The organism is Lysinibacillus sp. EB271-A1-10B, from assembly GCF_058791335.1.
This window is the reverse complement of the sequence record NZ_JBYTDL010000007.1, coordinates 44,735-62,148: the sequence shown is the minus strand read 5'-3', so window position 1 is coordinate 62,148 and position 17,414 is coordinate 44,735. Positions and strand designations below refer to the sequence as shown.

General features: G+C 36.6%; 16 protein-coding genes and 1 pseudogene. 12 read left to right on the top strand and 5 right to left on the bottom strand.

The features are described from left to right. The first annotated feature begins 79 nt into the window (after positions 1-79). Together AC3WSK_RS11710 and AC3WSK_RS11705 are read left to right on the top strand one after the other, a co-directional pair. Positions 80-664 carry a sigma-70 family RNA polymerase sigma factor gene (locus AC3WSK_RS11710; RefSeq protein WP_079561440.1) on the top strand — a complete coding sequence of 195 codons (585 nt, stop codon included), beginning with the start codon at positions 80-82 and terminating at the stop codon, positions 662-664. Between the two features lie 3 nt (positions 665-667). After that, positions 668-868 carry a hypothetical protein gene (locus tag AC3WSK_RS11705; protein WP_079561441.1) on the top strand — a complete coding sequence of 67 codons (201 nt, stop codon included), beginning with the start codon at positions 668-670 and terminating at the stop codon, positions 866-868. 109 nt (positions 869-977) lie between these two features. Here the strand turns inward: AC3WSK_RS11705 and AC3WSK_RS11700 are convergent, their stop codons facing one another. From AC3WSK_RS11700 to AC3WSK_RS11690, 3 genes and pseudogenes are all read right to left on the bottom strand, one after another. Next, positions 978-1,877 (bottom strand): 3-hydroxyacyl-CoA dehydrogenase, encoded by a 900-nt coding sequence (locus AC3WSK_RS11700; protein WP_079561442.1) that lies wholly within the window; start codon positions 1,875-1,877, stop codon positions 978-980. A gap of 156 nt (positions 1,878-2,033) precedes the next feature. Then, entirely contained in the window at positions 2,034-2,687 is a 654-nt protein-coding gene (locus tag AC3WSK_RS11695; protein WP_079561443.1) for a hypothetical protein, read from the bottom strand. A gap of 155 nt (positions 2,688-2,842) precedes the next feature. Continuing rightward, a pseudogene (locus tag AC3WSK_RS11690) lies at positions 2,843-3,068 on the bottom strand (LexA family protein); the annotation flags it as partial. Here AC3WSK_RS11690 and AC3WSK_RS11685 point away from each other — a divergent pair. Further along, positions 3,033-3,617, top strand: a complete 585-nt coding sequence (locus AC3WSK_RS11685) for a M15 family metallopeptidase (RefSeq protein WP_079561444.1) — start codon at positions 3,033-3,035, stop codon at positions 3,615-3,617. The pseudogene AC3WSK_RS11690 and the gene AC3WSK_RS11685 overlap by 36 nt on opposite strands. Before the next feature lie 496 nt (positions 3,618-4,113). Further along, positions 4,114-5,136 (top strand): S-layer homology domain-containing protein, encoded by a 1,023-nt coding sequence (locus AC3WSK_RS11680; protein ID WP_079561445.1) that lies wholly within the window; start codon positions 4,114-4,116, stop codon positions 5,134-5,136. 39 nt (positions 5,137-5,175) lie between these two features. Here the strand turns inward: AC3WSK_RS11680 and AC3WSK_RS11675 are convergent, their stop codons facing one another. Further along, a complete protein-coding gene (locus AC3WSK_RS11675) occupies positions 5,176-5,862 on the bottom strand; it encodes a ZIP family metal transporter (RefSeq protein ID WP_240518274.1) in 687 nt (228 codons plus the stop codon). A 298-nt stretch (positions 5,863-6,160) separates the two neighbouring features. Here AC3WSK_RS11675 and AC3WSK_RS11670 point away from each other — a divergent pair, with 298 nt between their 5' ends. Both AC3WSK_RS11670 and AC3WSK_RS11665 read left to right on the top strand, forming a co-directional pair. Then, entirely contained in the window at positions 6,161-7,849 is a 1,689-nt protein-coding gene (locus AC3WSK_RS11670; RefSeq protein ID WP_492412400.1) for an FAD-binding protein, read from the top strand. Between the two features lie 275 nt (positions 7,850-8,124). After that, a complete protein-coding gene (locus AC3WSK_RS11665) occupies positions 8,125-9,828 on the top strand; it encodes a GNAT family N-acetyltransferase (protein WP_492412398.1) in 1,704 nt (567 codons plus the stop codon). 393 nt (positions 9,829-10,221) lie between these two features. On the opposite strand, the gene AC3WSK_RS11660 is transcribed toward AC3WSK_RS11665, so the two are convergent. Continuing rightward, on the bottom strand, positions 10,222-10,911 hold the full coding sequence (locus tag AC3WSK_RS11660; RefSeq protein ID WP_492412396.1) for an NUMOD4 domain-containing protein: 690 nt from the start codon (positions 10,909-10,911) through the stop codon (positions 10,222-10,224). 300 nt (positions 10,912-11,211) lie between these two features. Between AC3WSK_RS11660 and AC3WSK_RS11655 the strand changes: the two genes are divergently transcribed. From AC3WSK_RS11655 to AC3WSK_RS11630, 6 genes are all read left to right on the top strand, one after another. Continuing rightward, positions 11,212-11,655 (top strand): SACOL1771 family peroxiredoxin, encoded by a 444-nt coding sequence (locus AC3WSK_RS11655; protein WP_079561449.1) that lies wholly within the window; start codon positions 11,212-11,214, stop codon positions 11,653-11,655. Between the two features lie 209 nt (positions 11,656-11,864). Then, a complete protein-coding gene (locus AC3WSK_RS11650; protein WP_427484395.1) occupies positions 11,865-12,500 on the top strand; it encodes a sugar transferase in 636 nt (211 codons plus the stop codon). Between the two features lie 47 nt (positions 12,501-12,547). Continuing rightward, positions 12,548-13,642 (top strand): glycosyltransferase family 4 protein, encoded by a 1,095-nt coding sequence (locus tag AC3WSK_RS11645; RefSeq protein ID WP_492412394.1) that lies wholly within the window; start codon positions 12,548-12,550, stop codon positions 13,640-13,642. A gap of 1 nt (position 13,643) precedes the next feature. Continuing rightward, positions 13,644-15,317 (top strand): GNAT family N-acetyltransferase, encoded by a 1,674-nt coding sequence (locus AC3WSK_RS11640; RefSeq protein ID WP_492412392.1) that lies wholly within the window; start codon positions 13,644-13,646, stop codon positions 15,315-15,317. Then, complete coding sequence (locus AC3WSK_RS11635) at positions 15,298-16,044, top strand: GNAT family N-acetyltransferase (RefSeq protein WP_492412390.1); 747 nt, start codon at positions 15,298-15,300, stop codon at positions 16,042-16,044. The genes AC3WSK_RS11640 and AC3WSK_RS11635 overlap by 20 nt, the downstream gene beginning before the upstream one ends. Beyond that, positions 16,032-17,057 (top strand): polysaccharide deacetylase family protein, encoded by a 1,026-nt coding sequence (locus tag AC3WSK_RS11630; protein ID WP_240518271.1) that lies wholly within the window; start codon positions 16,032-16,034, stop codon positions 17,055-17,057. Before AC3WSK_RS11635 ends, AC3WSK_RS11630 begins: the two co-directional genes overlap by 13 nt. Positions 17,058-17,414 lie beyond the last annotated feature (357 nt).

Sequence of the window (17,414 nt, the reverse complement as noted above, 5' to 3'; positions counted from 1 at the left end):
GTTCTTGTTTTGGTTTATAATATAGATACGACATTCACTTTAAAATAGAAAGAAGGCGGATATATTGGAGGGATAATAAATGGAGAATCAAAAAGTAGAGGAATTCTTCTATAGAAATAATGAGCAGGTTAACAATCCAATCATAAAAAGCTTTTTGTCGGATTCCAATAATCTTTATTTGGTGCAACAGGCGATTTTATATCCAACCGAACATAATAAGAAACTTGTCGATGAATCTTTCCAATTGCACTATATAAATGTTAGGAAAATCAAATATGTCAGTAATTTAATTTATTTCTTTAGCTTAGATTTTGATAAAAAAAGGAGAAGGCTGCAAAATCGTGCTTTATTAATATTAGATAAGGGCTTATCAGAAGAAGGTGGCACGACCGCGAAAGAGCTAATGGAAGATGCAAGCGTTGGAACGGGACTGGATTATTTAGTTGGTGGAGGATTATTGGACAATATTGAAGATGAACTGCTTTTAAAGTCTTTGCAAAAACTAACGGTTAAACAGCTTCAAATATTAGAGATGATTTATGTAAAAGAGCTTTCTATAAAAGATATAGCTCACACATTACAAACTACACCACAGAATATATCAAACCTTCATCGGAAGGCTTTAAATAAACTCAAAACTACACTCAGGGAAAAGGAGGAATAGTTTATGGCGATTTTAGAAAATCGATACAATGAAGAGACGCTAACGATTATAGAGAATTTCATACCGAAAATAAAACAATGTTTGCACAATACCGACTTTCAGGAAAGAGAAGACTTGGAACAAGAAATTAAATTGAAAATTATAGAAAAGCTTGCAACAGTAGATTTTCAGGATGCCCCTAGTTTTTGGGATATTCTCTCGTGAACTTTATACTCGGTTATCTCGAGTGGCCACCCGGCAACCTAAATTCCAACACCTTAAAATAAAACGATGTACATAGTAAAGATATTATGTACATCGTTTTATTAATGGATTAGCCTTTTAGGAAATCAGGCTTTTCGAAGCTTGGGTTTGGATATTTATAGAAGCCTTCGCCTGATGCTCGACCTAGTTTGCCTTTTTCGATATACTTTGTTCTTAAAAGGTTAGCTAATTTATTCAAGCTTTCATCATTAGTAGCAGCGGCTTTCGCTTCTACAATGTTGAGGGAAGTATTAATACCGATAATGTCAAGGATTGCGAATGGACCTAGTGGTGCTCCTGTTGCGATCATCCATGTTTTGTCGATTGTTTCTGGGTCTGCTATTTCTTTTACTAGTAGTGATTCAGCAGCATCTAAAAAGGGAACTAGTAATGAATTCAAAATATAGCCTGGTTGTTCTTTATATAACTGTAGTGGAACCATGCCGATTGCAAGTGCAAATTTTACGACTTCATCGAATACGTTCATATCAGTGCCAGGGTGTTTCATAATCTCGGCTGTGTTGTTTTTCCAAATCGTATTTGCAAAGTGAAGCGCCAAAAATTTCTCTGGGCGACCAGTTGCTTCTGCAAATTGGCTTGGTAATAAAGTTGAAGAGTTTGTTGCGAAAATTGTTTTAGCAGGGGCAACTTTACCAAGATTTGTGTAAAATTCTGTTTTAATTGTAACAACTTCTGGGATCGCCTCAATGACAAGATCAGCATTTGCAACGGCTTCCGATAAATCACTTTTAAATGATAAGCGTGCATAAGCAGCATTTACTTCTTCTTGAGTGGCACCTAGATCTTTTTGGTATAACGGTTTTAATTTTGTAATACGATCTTGTGCATTTTTTAATGCTTCATCATTAATATCGTATACTGTTACATTAAATCCTTTAAAAGCTGATTGATAAGCAATTTGACTACCTAGAACACCGCTACCTGCAACGGTAATATTTTGATAATCCATCCTAAATTCCTCCTTTGTTATTTTTTTCCTTATTACAATCCCATACTACTCCTTTCAATTTTGAAAAATCAAATGATAGCCAATGATAAAAAAAATTCTAAGCTGCATTAATTTTTCCGGGAGCATAACAATAAAAAAAACGCCATAGAGTGACGTTTAATTTTCAATAGCTACTAAAGCATTATCCATTTGGCGTTCATTATATTTTATTGCATTACTATTAGTCGATTCGAGTCCCTTAAAAGTATAATTAGAATTTTGATAAAACCCAAAGACAAAATCGTTGATAGGTGTTTCTTCCTCTCCATAATATCTATTCACTACAGTTGACTTAAAAATATTTCCTAGCATATATTCATCATTTTGTACGTCTGCCAAATATTTTTTGTTTTTATATTCGGCAATAATGTAATCCTCGAATTCTTTGATTTCAGCCTTTGTAGCTGGATACTTTTTAGCGTAGGCTACAATTGTATCGAACTTTTCAGTAGGAGGACTATTAAGAGACGCAATTTCCTTTACGTTATCCTGCCAAGTTACATCTTCTGTTTCTACTTTAGCTACAGGCTCTTTTTCAGACGTATTAGCTACATTTGCTTTATTTACTTCATATTCAGGGGAAATATCCCAATAGGCTAACATACATAAAATCATAAAGATTATGGGAATCGCAGTAAATTTCAGCATTTTCAGAGCTTTAATTCTGTCCAATTTGATGAAATGGAAAACGGCAAGAAGAAGAAATACAACTATCATAATGATACTAATAAGAGTAATAAGGACTAATATATTTACAAGGGTATTTACCAATTATAAAAAACTCCTTTCTTTAGATCGAACTCTTCTGTTTATCAAATATTTTAATATATAGAATAAAATAGAACTACAATCTAGCTGAAATTTTATGCTATAAAAAAGAACAGCTCTCGAGCTGCCCTTGCACTAAACAAAATTTCACTTGCTACTTATAGTGTAACTTTAAAACTGATCGCTTTTCCAATAATCTTTGCAGGATTATTTTTGTCTATAAGGTTCATGTTTAGGGTTATCTGGCATAAGTAAAATGGTATTACCTTGTTTTTTAACACGCTTAAGAGTTGCTTCTGTATCTCCGTTTACAAGTACAGCTGCTATCTCACCGTATTCAACTTCACTTTGCTCTCTAATCAAAACCTTAGAGCCATTTGGTATACCGAAACATATCGCTCTCAAGAAAGACAAAATTATTTATATTCCCAAGGACGTACTCGGCCAGGGCATGTCGTTACTTGGACGCTTAAAAGCAACCATAGCAGTCGTTTAGCTTGGGATATTGCCGTTGGTCCTCCAAAAACACTTTATGATGTAGCTACACTTAATAAAGTAGGTACTATCGCTCGCAAGCTTGGCATTACATGGGGCAGGGATTGGATCGGTAGCATTGACCGACCACATTTCGAAGTTAGATCAACTTGGAAAATGGCTACAGGTTATAAGTTAGAAGGTCAAGTAATCGTTCCTAGCAGTAGCAAAACAACAGTGCAATTACTTGTAGAAGACAAGAAGGAGGACAACAAAGTGACACAAGTATGGAATCCTGCATCACCAACAATGCGCACAGAAACAGAAAATTATATAGCGCAAGCAATTAAAGAAGGTATTATTCAAGATTCGCATTTAAAAGATTTAAAAAATGGTGTAATGACAACTGATCGGTTATTAGGTCTGTATATTACAATTCAGCAACGTCGAGCTAATTAGTTTTAAAGACACCGCCAAAATAATGGCGGTGTTCATTAGCTTGGCGTAGGTTTATTTTTTGGCAAAGAGATTTTATATCAAATGATTCTCCATTATTTAGCCCCACAATCTACATAGTTTTACCCTCTGCTATTTCTTTAGAGTCTTTTTGACTGGGAATATATTCATATTTACTATTCTTTATACCTAATAAAGATTGAACAAGTTTACTATTTTTTCTACATAATTTAATAAGAGGGATAAAGCATATTTATAATAGGGTGTTAATTCAAAATAAGAAATAATGATACAATACGTTGGATTTACTGAAAAAACTTCATAATGCATAGTAGAAATATGCAATATGTTCTCTGGGTTTACATGGGGATTTAGTAATTTTTTACGTTATGAAAAATAGGACTTTCTTATAATTTTGAATAACTTACATAATTTTATAGATTTACTAACAGTTGTTTTAGTACACTAAATTTATGAATTGAAAGGGGCAAGATTAATAATGAAAAAGACACTTATAGCTGGTGCACTTAGTATTGCATGTTTTACAGGAGGTTTTGGATTACAAGCAAATGCACAAGAACAAGTACGAGAAAATTTAAATGTTGCTAGCATTATCCATCCAAAACAAGAAGTTGCTGTAGTTATTCCGTGGCAATCATTGACTTACCAGGACCTTTATAAACAACTGTTAATTTCCGAATTAGCTATTGATCATCGTGGTATTGTAACAACAAAAAATAGTATTACAGCAAAGTGGGCAATAGATCCTACAATGACTCCACAGGAACAAAAAGAATTTAAAGAGTTGTACGGTAACGCTATGCAAGTAAAATTTACTCCATCTGGGAATTCATTTAAAGGAGAAGTTTTGATTAAAGGAAAATGGATACCTTTAGATAAGGAAGAATTAAATGATTTTATTAAAGAGATATTCCGAGATGAAACTATTGATTTAAAACCAGGCGGTTACTTCACAGATTCTATAGGTCACTGGGCTGAGAGCTATATCCAAGTACTTTATCAATTTGACATTATTAATGGTACATCTGCTACAACATTTAATCCAAACGGAAAAGTAACACGCGGACAATTAGCTTCTATGATTTTCCGTGCTTCTGGATTAGATGTGAAGGAAGATTATGAAGGTCCTGCTTCATATAAGGATTTGGGGAATTTTGCAGGTGCAAAAGAAGTAGCGGTTTTAGAGGCATATGGCTTACTTGATATTTTTGATGGTGCTAATTTTGAGCCAAATAAACCTGCTACACGTGAGGAAATGGCATTTGTAACAGCAAGATATATAGAAGGAACGGACTATGATGTAAGTAAGGTTAGTAAAAATAACCCATTTACAGACAAAAGTAAAATGCGTCAAGAAACTGTTGAATCTATCGGATTATTAAAGCAATTAGGTATAATTGATGGAGTGAACGGTCAATTTAATCCAAAAGGTAATCTTACACGTGCCGAGTTCTCTAAAATTTTTACACTAACATTAGCGTTATTTGATGATGCTGAGTAATTAATATAAAGCAATCCACATATTTGGTGGATTGCTTTTTTATTCGACTAGCATATGAAATACGTGACTTAATAAATAACCTAATAAAATATATGCTATAAAGGATGTTCGTGATACTGATCGAATATGATGCAAAATAAATTCTGAAATACTGGCGGTTGCGATTAACCCAATCGATACACCCATTAGTACGCCTTGTGCATTATCGGATAACTGCCAATATTGACCGATCTGTATAAAAATACTGAAGAAAATCGAAAATGCTACAAAATAAATAAAAAGTCTCCATAGCTTTTCTCCCTGTGATAGTAATGCTGTTGAAAGTGCAAAGCCTTCTGGTAGATGATGTAGAATAATGGAAGCTGTTATTGCAATACTTAATGCGGATTTCCCTAGTAACTGTCCGACAGTAAGGCTCATCGGAATCGTATGGATAATGATAGCGATGGCAAGTAGTGATACAGAGGGATTTTGTGTATGTGAAGTGTGAAATACACTATTCAGTATTTCAAATATTAAATAGCCCATCAAAATTCCGAGTATAAGGCCTAGTGAATTATATAATTGAAAAGAAGAAGGAATGACGTCTACTACAAGTAAGCCCACTAAAAATCCGCCACATAATAATGATAATCCATGCGTTGTATGTTGAAATAGCCTTGAGAATACCCAAGCTAGGGCTCCTCCAATGCTAGCACTAAAAAATAGAAAACCACCAAGTATCATTGCACTCAACTGCAAAATTCCTCCACCCTATATATACTTTAAGCTGTTTTAAAATATATGCTAAATAGAAACGAATATGATAATAGTCAGTTTTTAGAAAAAGATTCATTGTATTCATTACTAAAATTAAAAGATCATTTTTCGATGAATCTCTTTTTGTCGTTTTATTATCGAATTTTGCGTCATTGACATGTTGGTGATATTGAATTGACTGAATATTGTTTAAATTTTATACTTTTTAGTAGTAATACCAGATTCATTGATTTAGTAACTACTAATGAAGGTGAGGAATGGAAGTATGAAATGGGATGCGAGTTATGATGTGGTAGTAGTAGGTTCAGGCGCAGCAGGGCTAACGGCAGGTCTGACAGCAAAGCTACATGGGATGAAATCATTAGTTATTGAAAAGACAGAGCGTTATGGAGGGGCATCTGCCTTGTCTGGTGGAGCACTATGGATTCCAAATAATCATGTGATTAAGAGTGAAGGTGTTCCTGATACACATAAACTAGCGCGTTTATACTTAGATTCAACTATAGGTGATCGTGTACCAGAGGCTTTAAAGGAAGCTTATATTAAACGAGGACCAGAAATGTTAAGGTATTTCAATAATCATACTCGGCATATGCGTTTCCAATATGCGAAAGGTTATTCGGATTATTATCCTGAAAAACCAGGTGGCTTCCCTCAAGGACGGTCGATTGAGCCACTTATTTTTGATTTGAAGAAAATGGGGGCATTAGTAGATACGATGCGTCGTTCTTCATTATCCACTAAAGGTTTTACGATGAATAGCTCTGAGTTTCATAAGGTAAATATGATTAGACGTACGACAAAAGGGAAAACAACTGCATTAAAACTAGGCTTACGATTAGTGAAATCGAAAGTAACAGGAAGTCTGCCTGTTGCATTAGGGGAAGCGCTCATTGCTCGTTTACGAATGTCACTTGCAGAAGCGAATGGAGAACTGTGGATCTCGACTGCATTTAAAGATTTTATAGTTGAAAATAATCGAGTGACCGGTATTGTAGTTGTACGAGATGGGCAGGAGATGCGGATTGAGGCGAAACGTGGGGTAGTCCTTTCTTCAGGTGGATTTTCTCATAATCAAGCATATCGCGAAAAATATTTGCCGGCACCAACAAACTCAAAATGGACTTCTACGCCAGAGGGACAAACGGGAGATATTATCGAACCAAGTGTGAAAATAGGGGCGACGCTAGATTTAATGGATAAAGTATGGGGAGCTCCTTCCGTTATTGATCCACAAGGGCAACCTTTCTTCCTTGTTGCAGACCGCGGAGTGCCTAATATGATAGTTGTGGATGGTGTTGGGAAACGATATTTGAATGAAGCGGCACCTTATCATGAATTTGTAGATAATATGTATATTCATCATCAAGAAACAAATCAGGCTATACCTTCTTGGATCGTCATCGATGCAACAGCAAAGAGCCGTTATATTTTCACAGGATTATTTCCAGGCCAAGCTTTCCCAAAAAGTTGGTTTGATAACGGCGTAGTGAAAAGTGCACAAACAATCGAAGAGCTTGCAGAGCAAATGAATGTTCCGGTGGAGAATTTAGTGGAAACTGTAGAGCGTTTCAATACCTTTGCTCGTAATGGCCGAGATGAAGATTTCCTTCGAGGAGATAGTGCTTATGATAAGTATTATGGAGATCCTACTTTGAAGAATCCGAACCTAGCAGAGCTTACAAATGCTCCATTTTATGCACTCGCTTTATATCCAGGAGATATTGGGACTAAGGGGGGCTTAGTGGTGGATGAGCATGCGCGCGTTTTAAAGGCAGACGGTACGGCAATTGAAGGGTTATATGCATCAGGCAATTCCTCAGCCTCTATAATGGGAGAGACTTATCCGGGACCAGGTGCAACATTGGGCCCTGGTATGACATTAAGCTATATTGCAACAACGCATATGGCGAAAGAAGGTAATAAGGAACAATTGCCTTTGCTAAAAGTTTAACATTGTAATAATGCCTAAGTTCAGTATTTTACTGGATTTAGGTTTTTTGTTTGATCTTCATTCAATTGATTATTGAATAAAGGGTTCTATAAGTTAATAGATACGAATATAGATTCAATTAAGTGTAAAATTGGTTCATACCCAAAAATAGGGATAATATTTATCGAAATGCATGTTAACTATAAGTTTTGGTGCAGAGCCTGAGCGACACTACGTAGGAATGGAGATCCCCGCTTTATGGAGATGAGCTGTAAAAAACTTAGAAGGGAGAGATTATGCACGTGCTATCTTATAGACTCGTAACAACGATAGAAGAGTTAGAGATCTATAAAAGTACTTGGTCACAAATACTTGAACGTGAAAAAAATAATAATCCATTCATTGAATTTGAATGGGTTTCGACATGGTGGACGACGTTAGGTGTTCATGACAACGTAGAGATTTACATAGTCGAACATAAAGGTATGGCGATAGCCTTTTTCCCGTTTGTTCGTTGTCAACGATTAGGTGGTACACAGTATTATGTTTTTTTAGGACAAGGGTTTGCGACTTATATGGACGTCATTGCAGAGAAGCAATGGAAGGAACCTGCAATAAAATACTTACTAAAGGAGCTTTCTCAGAAAGATGGTCGGTTTATTATAGCGTTAAATGGCTTGTTAGAGAGTGAACAAACATCTCAACTATTAGAAAAATATGCAATAGAGCATCAGATCCCTCATTCTATTTTTCGTACGGTCACGTCTTATATTGATTTTCAATCTATAAAGCTTGAGGACTTTCTTCATAAGCATAGAAAAAATTTTAAATCGATTCAACGTCGTGAAAAAAAGTTAAAGGTGCTTGGTCAAGTATCTTTTCAAGAGGTACATCCTGAAGGCCTAGCTGGCATGTTTGATTTGTTTGCGAGAAGATGGCGGAAGAAACTCGATACGAGTGGGTTTACAGAAGCTAAAACACGACTCTTTTTTGAGCGATTGGCAAAGGAGAAAAGTAACGCGTTCCGAGTAGAAATCGATAGTCTCCAGTTTGGAGGATATTGGATTGGCTTTACTATCGATATTTGCTGTAGAGATCGAAATTTTTGCCAAGCTATGGGACATGAACCTGATTTTAATATGTTCGGACCTGGTCGTATAATCGAGAGAGAAAATATGCTCAAAGCACACGCCAAAAACTATCGTTTTTATGATTTAGGCAGTGGTTATGAGCCCTACAAGTTTGAGTGGTATACAGATGTTGATTTTTCAAGAAAATTTGTAATGAGTACAAACGGCAAAAGAGAGCGTATTTTACGATTCATGATGGTCTTACGAGACAGATTGAAAGGTCAATTAAAGAATAATCACCAGCTCGTGAAATTGAAGCGAAATCGATTAGGGGAGCTGTGCTATTTTTTAAAAAATGCCCGACTAAAGGATTGGTTCCATTGTTTCAAAAAGGGAATTAATCGCATGATAGCTGTTCATATGTTTGATATTTATGTTGCTAACAATGGACAATGTAAAACTACATCCAATTTTAATGAAGTGTTTATTCAGGATGTGATGGCATGGGAGGGTCGTGCTAATTACGTCTCAAACTATCATAAAGGCTATCGGATCTTTAGAAATAGCGCGGATGAAATAGCTTATGTAAGACATGATCAACTATTTCGTGAAGAAGCGACAGGATTTACACTCAAGCTTCCATCAAATGTTTCCTACATTAAAGAAAAAAATCAACAGCTGTCCGATGTTGTTGCCAATGTGCAGAAGGAAGGAATAGCCGTCTGTACATCCGTTTATTGGTATGAAAGAAAAAGACGTAGAGAGCTAGCGCAATTAGGTTTTCAAAGGATAGAGAGGATAAAAATAATTCAATTATTTAAAAAGAAAAAGATATACCGCCAAGAAAACAATTGGTTAAAATATCTTCAATCACAAGGGCAAAATATTGACCATCTATGGCAATTAGCACTATTACCTTTATTAATCTAACTTCTTTCAGCAAATGTCTTTTGTACCGAATGCGTAGTTACAGATACAGGTGTCCAAACACCGGCTGAAATAGAGGAACTCAGTCAAAGAACGCCACGTCCTGTGGCAATGACTGAGTGACCAACATCTCGTTGGCCTAAAGCCTCCGGCGGATGTCACGGAATCGGAAAGGAGTTCTTAGGGGATGCTAGCCTAAAAACATCGCATCCATGCGATAACGGCTAACTGACCTGCATCGGTAAAAACGCCACGTCCTGTGGTATTACCGAAATGACCGACATCGTGTCGGCCCTCGTGCAGGCCAAAGCACAAAGCCGATTCCAGACGCAATTATGCCGAGGCATAATTGATAAAAAAATCCCTAGCGTCAATGACGCTAGGGATTTTTTATGATTAAAAGTGTATACCTGGTTTATCAGAAAGCTTGCAGCCTGTACCATATTTCGCTTTTAGAGCACCTTTAAAATTAGTTTGCTCAAGTTCAGGGAATGCTTGTTTCCAAAGTTCAAACACATTGTGACTTGAAGCAGTACCTTCTTTTGTTAGTCGAACAATATGGAAACCATATTCATCGTTGCATCGAGCTAATGGACGATTTACACGCACATTAATGATTCGACCGCTCGCTGTAACTTCATATAAGCCTTCGTAACCTGAAATGGCACGTTTTACTTCATTAATCTCAGCTGTTTTTTCTACTTTTTCTTTCTTTTCTTTTTGTGCTTCTTTGACTTCATTTTTTTCTACAGGCTTAGTAGCTTCTTTAACTTCTTCTTTTTCTACAGGCGTAGCTACTTCTTTAACTTCCTCTGTCTCCACAGTCGTAGCCTCTTCGTTATTTTGAGGTGCAAGCTGTTCCATAATGACAAAATCCTTGTTAGAAGCTTTGTCGCTCATTGTAGCCATTATGTTCATAATAGAGCCTACATAACGCACTGGTTTATCTTTACCTTCTTCAAATACGAAAATATTATAATCGGTTTTATTCATTTTTTTCATAATAATATTTCCTGTTTTAGTAGTAAAACCGATAAATTTGTTCTTTTTAAGTGCTTGTATTGCTTGTTGCTTTGTTAAAATCATTTTTTAAATCTCCTAAAGAATCGTTTTTTCTATTCTACCATAAAATCAGCTTCTCTGTTTTTCTTAAATATTTGCTGTTTTATTATTGCATTAATAATTCAAAGAAAAGTGATTATCGACATAGTGTGGGGGTGATTTTCGTTCCGGCTGGCGCTTTCGATGAGTCGCTTGGGGTAACCTTGCAAACTGTTTCGGTAGGTAATAGAATTGTCGGGTAATCAAGAAAACTGTTCCGAGCGTGTGGAACTGCTCGGGTAACCGCTCTAATCATACCCACATAACCAAAAGGAGGATTTTATTATGGTTCAACATTTATTTAATATGAATTTAAAATGGTCGGAGGGGAGAAATGGGACTGGTACGATTGTTGCGGACAATCTTCATACGAAAATTTCTATTCCTCGAGAAATGAATGGACCAGGGGTTGGGACAAATCCTGATGAAATGCTGCTCGGAGCGGCAGCGACGTGCTATTTAATTACACTGGCTGCATTACTTGAAAATGCGAAGGTTGCTCTGTTGGATTTGACTATGCAAGCTGAAGGTTATGTAGATGTCACGAATGGTGTTTTTACTTATGAGCGAATCGTCCATAAGCCGAAAATTGTTGTACAAAATTTAACGGAGCGAGAACAAAAGAGAATTAATCGATTAGCGGAGAAGGCTGAACAAACATGTATGATTAGTAAGGCATTAAAAGGCAATGTTCACATTGCATGTGATGTACAAATTATACAAGGGTAACATTTGAACATATCCATTTATGGCAGGAGTTTTTCAAACTAGTTTTGAAAAAACTCCTTTTTTGAGGCATCCACAAAAATCAACCCATGTCATGGTGATGAACCCCTTTTTACCATTTTATTATGAAAATGCTTTATCAAAAGTAGTTCTATAAATGTCCCAAATGAATATATAAAGTTAAGTGCTAAAAAAATGCAAAGGATGATGTATTGCACGGGCAGTTAGCTCAGACTAAAACATTTTATAGTAAAATCGGAAAAAGAATTTTTGATATTGTGGGGGCACTCCTATTACTTTTCATAACCATTCCTCTTATGTTAGTAGTTTTCCTCATTCTACTCATTAGTACAGGTCGTCCTGTTTTTTTTAAACAAATCCGTACTGGACAGGAACATCAGCGCTTTATTATTTGGAAGCTGCGGACAATGACCATACAGGCAGTTCCGGTAAAAATGCCAAGATTGTGTGCTGACGGAATTCCAGATGATTTTTATTTTAAAACCGAACAGGATGCACGCATTACAAGGGTTGGGGCTGTTCTTCGGAAGTTAAGTATTGATGAAATTCCTCAGCTCATTAATGTCTTAAAAGGGGATATGAGTATTGTTGGACCAAGGCCAGAAGTTCCAACCATTACAAATGCTTATAACACTTTACAGGCACGACGTTTAGAAGTGAAGCCTGGTTTAACAGGGCTTGCTCAAATTAACGGCCGCTCTAATATTTCTCACGGACAAAAAATTTCATATGACCTAGAATACGTTGTTAAATATTCATTTTGGATGGATATAAAAATTATCATCAAAACACTTTTCGTAGTTTTAGCGAGAACAGGTGCTTATTAAATATTAAGGAGTGTTAGGTACTGAAAATCGTTCAGCTTATTACACGGATGGATAGGATTGGCGGAGCGCAAAAGCATGTGGAGGCTCTTGCCATAAAATTGAAGCAAGATGCTCACGAGGTAACAATTGTAACGGGCCATTATGATCCATCATTGTGGCGTTTTCAAGAAGAAAAAATTGATGTTATTAGTATTCCGGCTATGCAGCGGGAGATTCACTTAAAAAAGGATTTACAAACCTTTTGGCAATTAAGAACCGCATTTAAAAAAATAAAACCAGATATTATTGCAGCCCATTCATCAAAGGCAGGAGCAATTGGACGTGTAGTAGGTAGGCTTTTACATATTCCTACTGTTTTTACAGCCCATAGCTGGAGTTTTACCGAAGGCGTACCACATAAAAAAAAGATGGTGTATCGTCGAATGGAAAAATCAGTTCAGCCGTTAACAGCTAAAATTATTACGGTATCTGAATATGACCGCAAGTTAGCATTAACGAAAAAAATTGCTCCTGCTCATAAAATGCTGACGATTCATAATGGCATTGACCAAATAGAGAAGCAAGTAGCACCTAATAGAGAGAAGCAGGAGCATCCATTAATTGTGATGGTTGCTCGTTTTGAAGTGCCAAAAAGACAGGATTTATTGCTAGAGGCTTTAGCAGAGCTTTCTGATATACCTTGGCGCCTTCAATTAATAGGTGATGGCTCATTACGTCCTAATTTAGAACAATTTATTGCTACTAAAGGTTTAACGGATCGTGTCTCATTTTTGGGCAATCAATTAGATGTCACCTCTTTGCTTGAGGAAAGTCATTTATTTATTTTGCTATCAGATTGGGAGGGCTTACCGATCTCAATTATTGAAGCGATGCGAGCAGGGCTTCCGATTATTGCCACGAATGTAGGTGGCGTCAATGAGTTAGTTACTGATAATGAGAATGGATTTTTAATTAACCGAGATGATAAAGACCTATTAAAGAACAGGCTTAAACAACTGTTGATGGATAAGAACAGTCGTCAAAAAATGGGGGACGCAAGTGAACGTAGATTTTTAAGGGATTATACGTTTCTACCAATGTATCAGAAAACTCTATTTGTCTACGAACAAGCTGTATCAGAGTCCGTTAAGAAAGGTGATTAATTTGCAATTAATTCGCATTCGAACAGATGATGAGCTTATGTGGTACAAGGATATTTGGGATGGAATTTTAGAAGCGGAGGGCAATGATAATCCATTTATAGAATTTGCTTGGTTTTATAACTGGTGGCAAATTGTTGGGCGTAGAGAGCGCATTGAACTCTATGCTGTTGAAGAAAATGGTACAATCATTGCCTTTTTCCCCTTTACGGTTCGACTTCGATGGGGAGTACGAATTTATGCCTTTGCTGGAGAAAATATTGCAAATTATTCCGGTGTTGTAGCGGAAAAAGAATGGTTGTTTTCTGCTACCACCTTTGTATTTGATCAGCTCATTGAAAAGTATAAACATCTACTATTTTCCTTTCATGGATTATTGGAAAGTAAAGACTCTACAAAGGTTATCGAGCAATATTTTGTTGAAAGGCAGTTACGCCCGAGTATTTTTCGTGTAGTAACACCGTATCTCGCCTTTCGCGATATAGATTTTCATACTTATTTCAATCAACGTAGAAAAATGCATGGTGTGGATAGAAGAGAACGGAAGCTACGGAAATTAGGCATATTAACGAGGAAAATACCTTCACAGGACGAGCTTTGGCAAATGTTTAAATTATTTAATCGACGATGGGCAAAAAAAATAGACACAAGTGATTTTACGAAAGGCAAGAAAAAGGATTTCTTCGAACAGTTAACGCTTCTTAAAGGGGAGGCGTTGCAAGCCAAGGTAGACGCACTTGTTTTTGAAGACCAATGGATTGCCTTTACCTATGGAATTTGCTGTCGAGGACGTTATGTCACTTATGCACTTGCGCATGAGCCGACATTTAATATATTTGGGCCGGGTAGATTAGTGAATCAGGAAACGATCAAGCGGATCTATTCTGAAGACTATCGCTTGTTCGATATGAGTATTGGCTATGAGTCGTATAAGTTCGATTGGCGCTCTAATATTGATTTTACAAGGCGTATGCTCGTAAGTAGTGGTACGAAACGGGCAAAGCTATTGGCGGGTCGTTTTACGCTGAAGGAACGACTAAAGGAATTATTAAAAGGCAATCACCGTATTGTTGAATGGAAACGCAACACTCTAGGTCAATTACGTTACTTAGTAAAGTATGGAAAAGTGAAAGATTGGCTAGAATATGGACAACTATTCGTAGAAAGATTTATTCGTTTTAAGCAAGTGGATTTGTATGAATTATCCCCATCAAATAGTGTGACACCGCATCGGCCTGTAGGTGATTTGTTTGAGGAGTTGTCGATTCAGGAGGCGATGCAACTCGATGATGAGGAGATTATTTCTTTATTTTATAAGGGATACACTATTTATAAAGATTCTTTTGCAGCAACGAATAAGCCTGCGTTTGCGTTACATGCGGTGAACTGGCGTGTAGATGAATTGCAAATTGTTGAAGCATTGCCGAAGCAGACATGTTTTTTAACCTATGATGTTTATAAAAATATCGATATTATCACAGCCTTTTTCCAAAAAATGAAACCTGCACAAACACTTTGTGTTACTGCAAGCTTTTGGCACTGGCGAAAGCGTAAACGATTATTGCAGCTAGGCTATAAACGTATTTCTCGAATGAAACATTTTAAATGTGCTCGTTTTGAGCGAAATCATGTAGAAAAATACACAGAGAGTGGGGGCGATGTTCATTCTGTCCATTAAAAGTAAGCGATGGAATATCGCAATGCAGCATTTTTATTTTGTAGAAAAGCCAGCCAATATTAGAAAATCAATGAAGGTCGTTGGCTATACAAATTCACTTGTACCGAGCCGTAAGCTTGTTAAAAGTGAAACGGTTCATATTCACCTGACAGATAGTGAGTTATCATTGTATCTTGCTCTTTCCGAAAGTAATCGAAAAATACTTCGTCGTGCACAAAAAGAGTCCTATCAAGTTTTTATTTATAAAGAACCATCAGATGAAAATTTACGAGCCTTTCAACAGTTTTATAATAATTTTGCGAAAAGGAAAAAACTCGAGCTCATAAGTAAGTCTCAAATGGAAGCTATTACGCTCTTAAAAGATAAAGGAGCGTTATGGTTGTCTGAGATTCGAAGTATTTGTGGACAAACACTTTGCTATAGACTCGATATTGTATACGGTAAAAAAGCAATGTCCTATTATGTAGCGACTTGTCATTCGCAATCGGTGCCAGATCATTTAAAAAGACCAGTTCGTTATGCAAATCGTTTTTTACTATGGCACAATTTATTGCATTTAAAGGAACAGGGCTTTAGCTTATATGATATGGGGAAGCTAACGGATGACCAAAATGTTCGTGCATTTAAGCAAGGCTTCGGTGGACAAGTCGTCGATGTATACTCTGGCTACATTACTCAATCAAAAATACGTGCAATGTTATTGGGCGTGCAAAAATGGAGGAAGTAGTAATTGAAGTGAATCGTGGAGGACTTGTTATATCATTGGATTTTGAGCTAAATTGGGGTGTCCACGATGTATTTAAGTACGGGCAATACAATAAAAATTTATATGGTGTGCGTGAGGCACTGCCTAAAATACTAGAGTTGTTTGAACAATATGGCATTCATGCGACTTGGGCCACGGTTGGTCTATTGTTTGCAGAAACGAAAGCAGAAATGGCTCACTACTTAAGAGGGATCCCTGTAAAATATACAAACAGGCATTATGCAGCACATACACAATTTGCAAAAGTAGGAGAAGATGAGCAGGATGACCTCTTACATTTCGGCAAATCCTTAATTGATAAAATTAAACATACACCACATCAAGAAATAGGAAGTCATACATTTTCACATTTTTACTGTTTAGAAAGTGGACAAACTGAAGCAGATTTTCGTGCAGATTTACACGCAACTGCAATGATTTCTGAAGAATATACCGCACCGGCGAAATCGATTGTTTTTCCGCGAAATCAAGTGAATGAAGCATATTTCCCAGCATGTCAGGAAGTAGGGTTTATATGCTATCGTGGAAATGAAAAACATCCGTTATACGACCCTCAAAAATTCACAAAAAAAGGTCGACTATTAGGGGCGAAAAAATGGCTGGATAGCTATGTGAATGTAACAGGAAATCATCTAGTAACACTAGAAGAAATGCAAAAGGATCCCTTTATTAACATTCGTTCAAGTGCATTTTTAAGACCTTATTGTAGCCCATTACGGTTTTTTGAAGGCTTCAAGATTAAACGTATAAAAGAGGGGATGCATGCAGCTGCAATGTCTCAAGCTTTTTATCATTTATGGTGGCACCCTCATAATTTTGGCAAGAACATAGAAAAAAATTTAGCAATGCTTGAGGAACTTTTACAGTACTATCAGGAATTACGTCATCAATATAACTTTCAAAGCTATACGATGCACGAGGTCGCAGAGCTTTGCCAATCTATATCCCGTAAAAGCCCGATCGGTGAAGACTAATAATCAGTGAGGTGAAAAACCCCCACTGTATAGAAGAAGGAGCAAACTAGAAAATGGCCTAGTTTGCTCTTTTTTATGTTCTAAGGGTAAATGGAGTGAGGAGAATTTTTCAAAATTAAGAGGAAAAATCCTGAACTTTGACGAAAATGTGTGTACTAATGGTACTATTAATGTTAAAGGTAATTCTCTAGGTATTTTTAAGGGGACGATAAATTAATGCAGGGCAATTGACTTTAATTTTGCTCATCACCTAAAAGATGGGGATGACATTTTGTTAGAACATATGTCATGTGGATAAGTTGATTTCAGTTCCGACTCGACGCCCCTAGGAAAGCGCCCTGTCGGAACTGAAATCAA

What these genes read in the sequence shown, in the direction of transcription:
- AC3WSK_RS11705 (WP_079561441.1), top strand. Translation starts at nt 668, where the DNA reads ATGGCGATTTTAGAAAATCGATACAATGAAGAGACGCTAACGATTATA.
- AC3WSK_RS11630 (WP_240518271.1), top strand. Translation starts at nt 16,032, where the DNA reads ATGGAGGAAGTAGTAATTGAAGTGAATCGTGGAGGACTTGTTATATCA.
- AC3WSK_RS11675 (WP_240518274.1), bottom strand. Translation starts at nt 5,862, where the DNA reads ATGATACTTGGTGGTTTTCTATTTTTTAGTGCTAGCATTGGAGGAGCC.
- AC3WSK_RS11710 (WP_079561440.1), top strand. Translation starts at nt 80, where the DNA reads ATGGAGAATCAAAAAGTAGAGGAATTCTTCTATAGAAATAATGAGCAG.
- AC3WSK_RS11680 (WP_079561445.1), top strand. Translation starts at nt 4,114, where the DNA reads ATGAAAAAGACACTTATAGCTGGTGCACTTAGTATTGCATGTTTTACA.
- AC3WSK_RS11655 (WP_079561449.1), top strand. Translation starts at nt 11,212, where the DNA reads ATGGTTCAACATTTATTTAATATGAATTTAAAATGGTCGGAGGGGAGA.
- AC3WSK_RS11645 (WP_492412394.1), top strand. Translation starts at nt 12,548, where the DNA reads ATGGATAGGATTGGCGGAGCGCAAAAGCATGTGGAGGCTCTTGCCATA.
- AC3WSK_RS11670 (WP_492412400.1), top strand. Translation starts at nt 6,161, where the DNA reads ATGAAATGGGATGCGAGTTATGATGTGGTAGTAGTAGGTTCAGGCGCA.
- AC3WSK_RS11665 (WP_492412398.1), top strand. Translation starts at nt 8,125, where the DNA reads ATGCACGTGCTATCTTATAGACTCGTAACAACGATAGAAGAGTTAGAG.
- AC3WSK_RS11660 (WP_492412396.1), bottom strand. Translation starts at nt 10,911, where the DNA reads ATGATTTTAACAAAGCAACAAGCAATACAAGCACTTAAAAAGAACAAA.
- AC3WSK_RS11635 (WP_492412390.1), top strand. Translation starts at nt 15,298, where the DNA reads ATGTTCATTCTGTCCATTAAAAGTAAGCGATGGAATATCGCAATGCAG.
- AC3WSK_RS11700 (WP_079561442.1), bottom strand. Translation starts at nt 1,877, where the DNA reads ATGGATTATCAAAATATTACCGTTGCAGGTAGCGGTGTTCTAGGTAGT.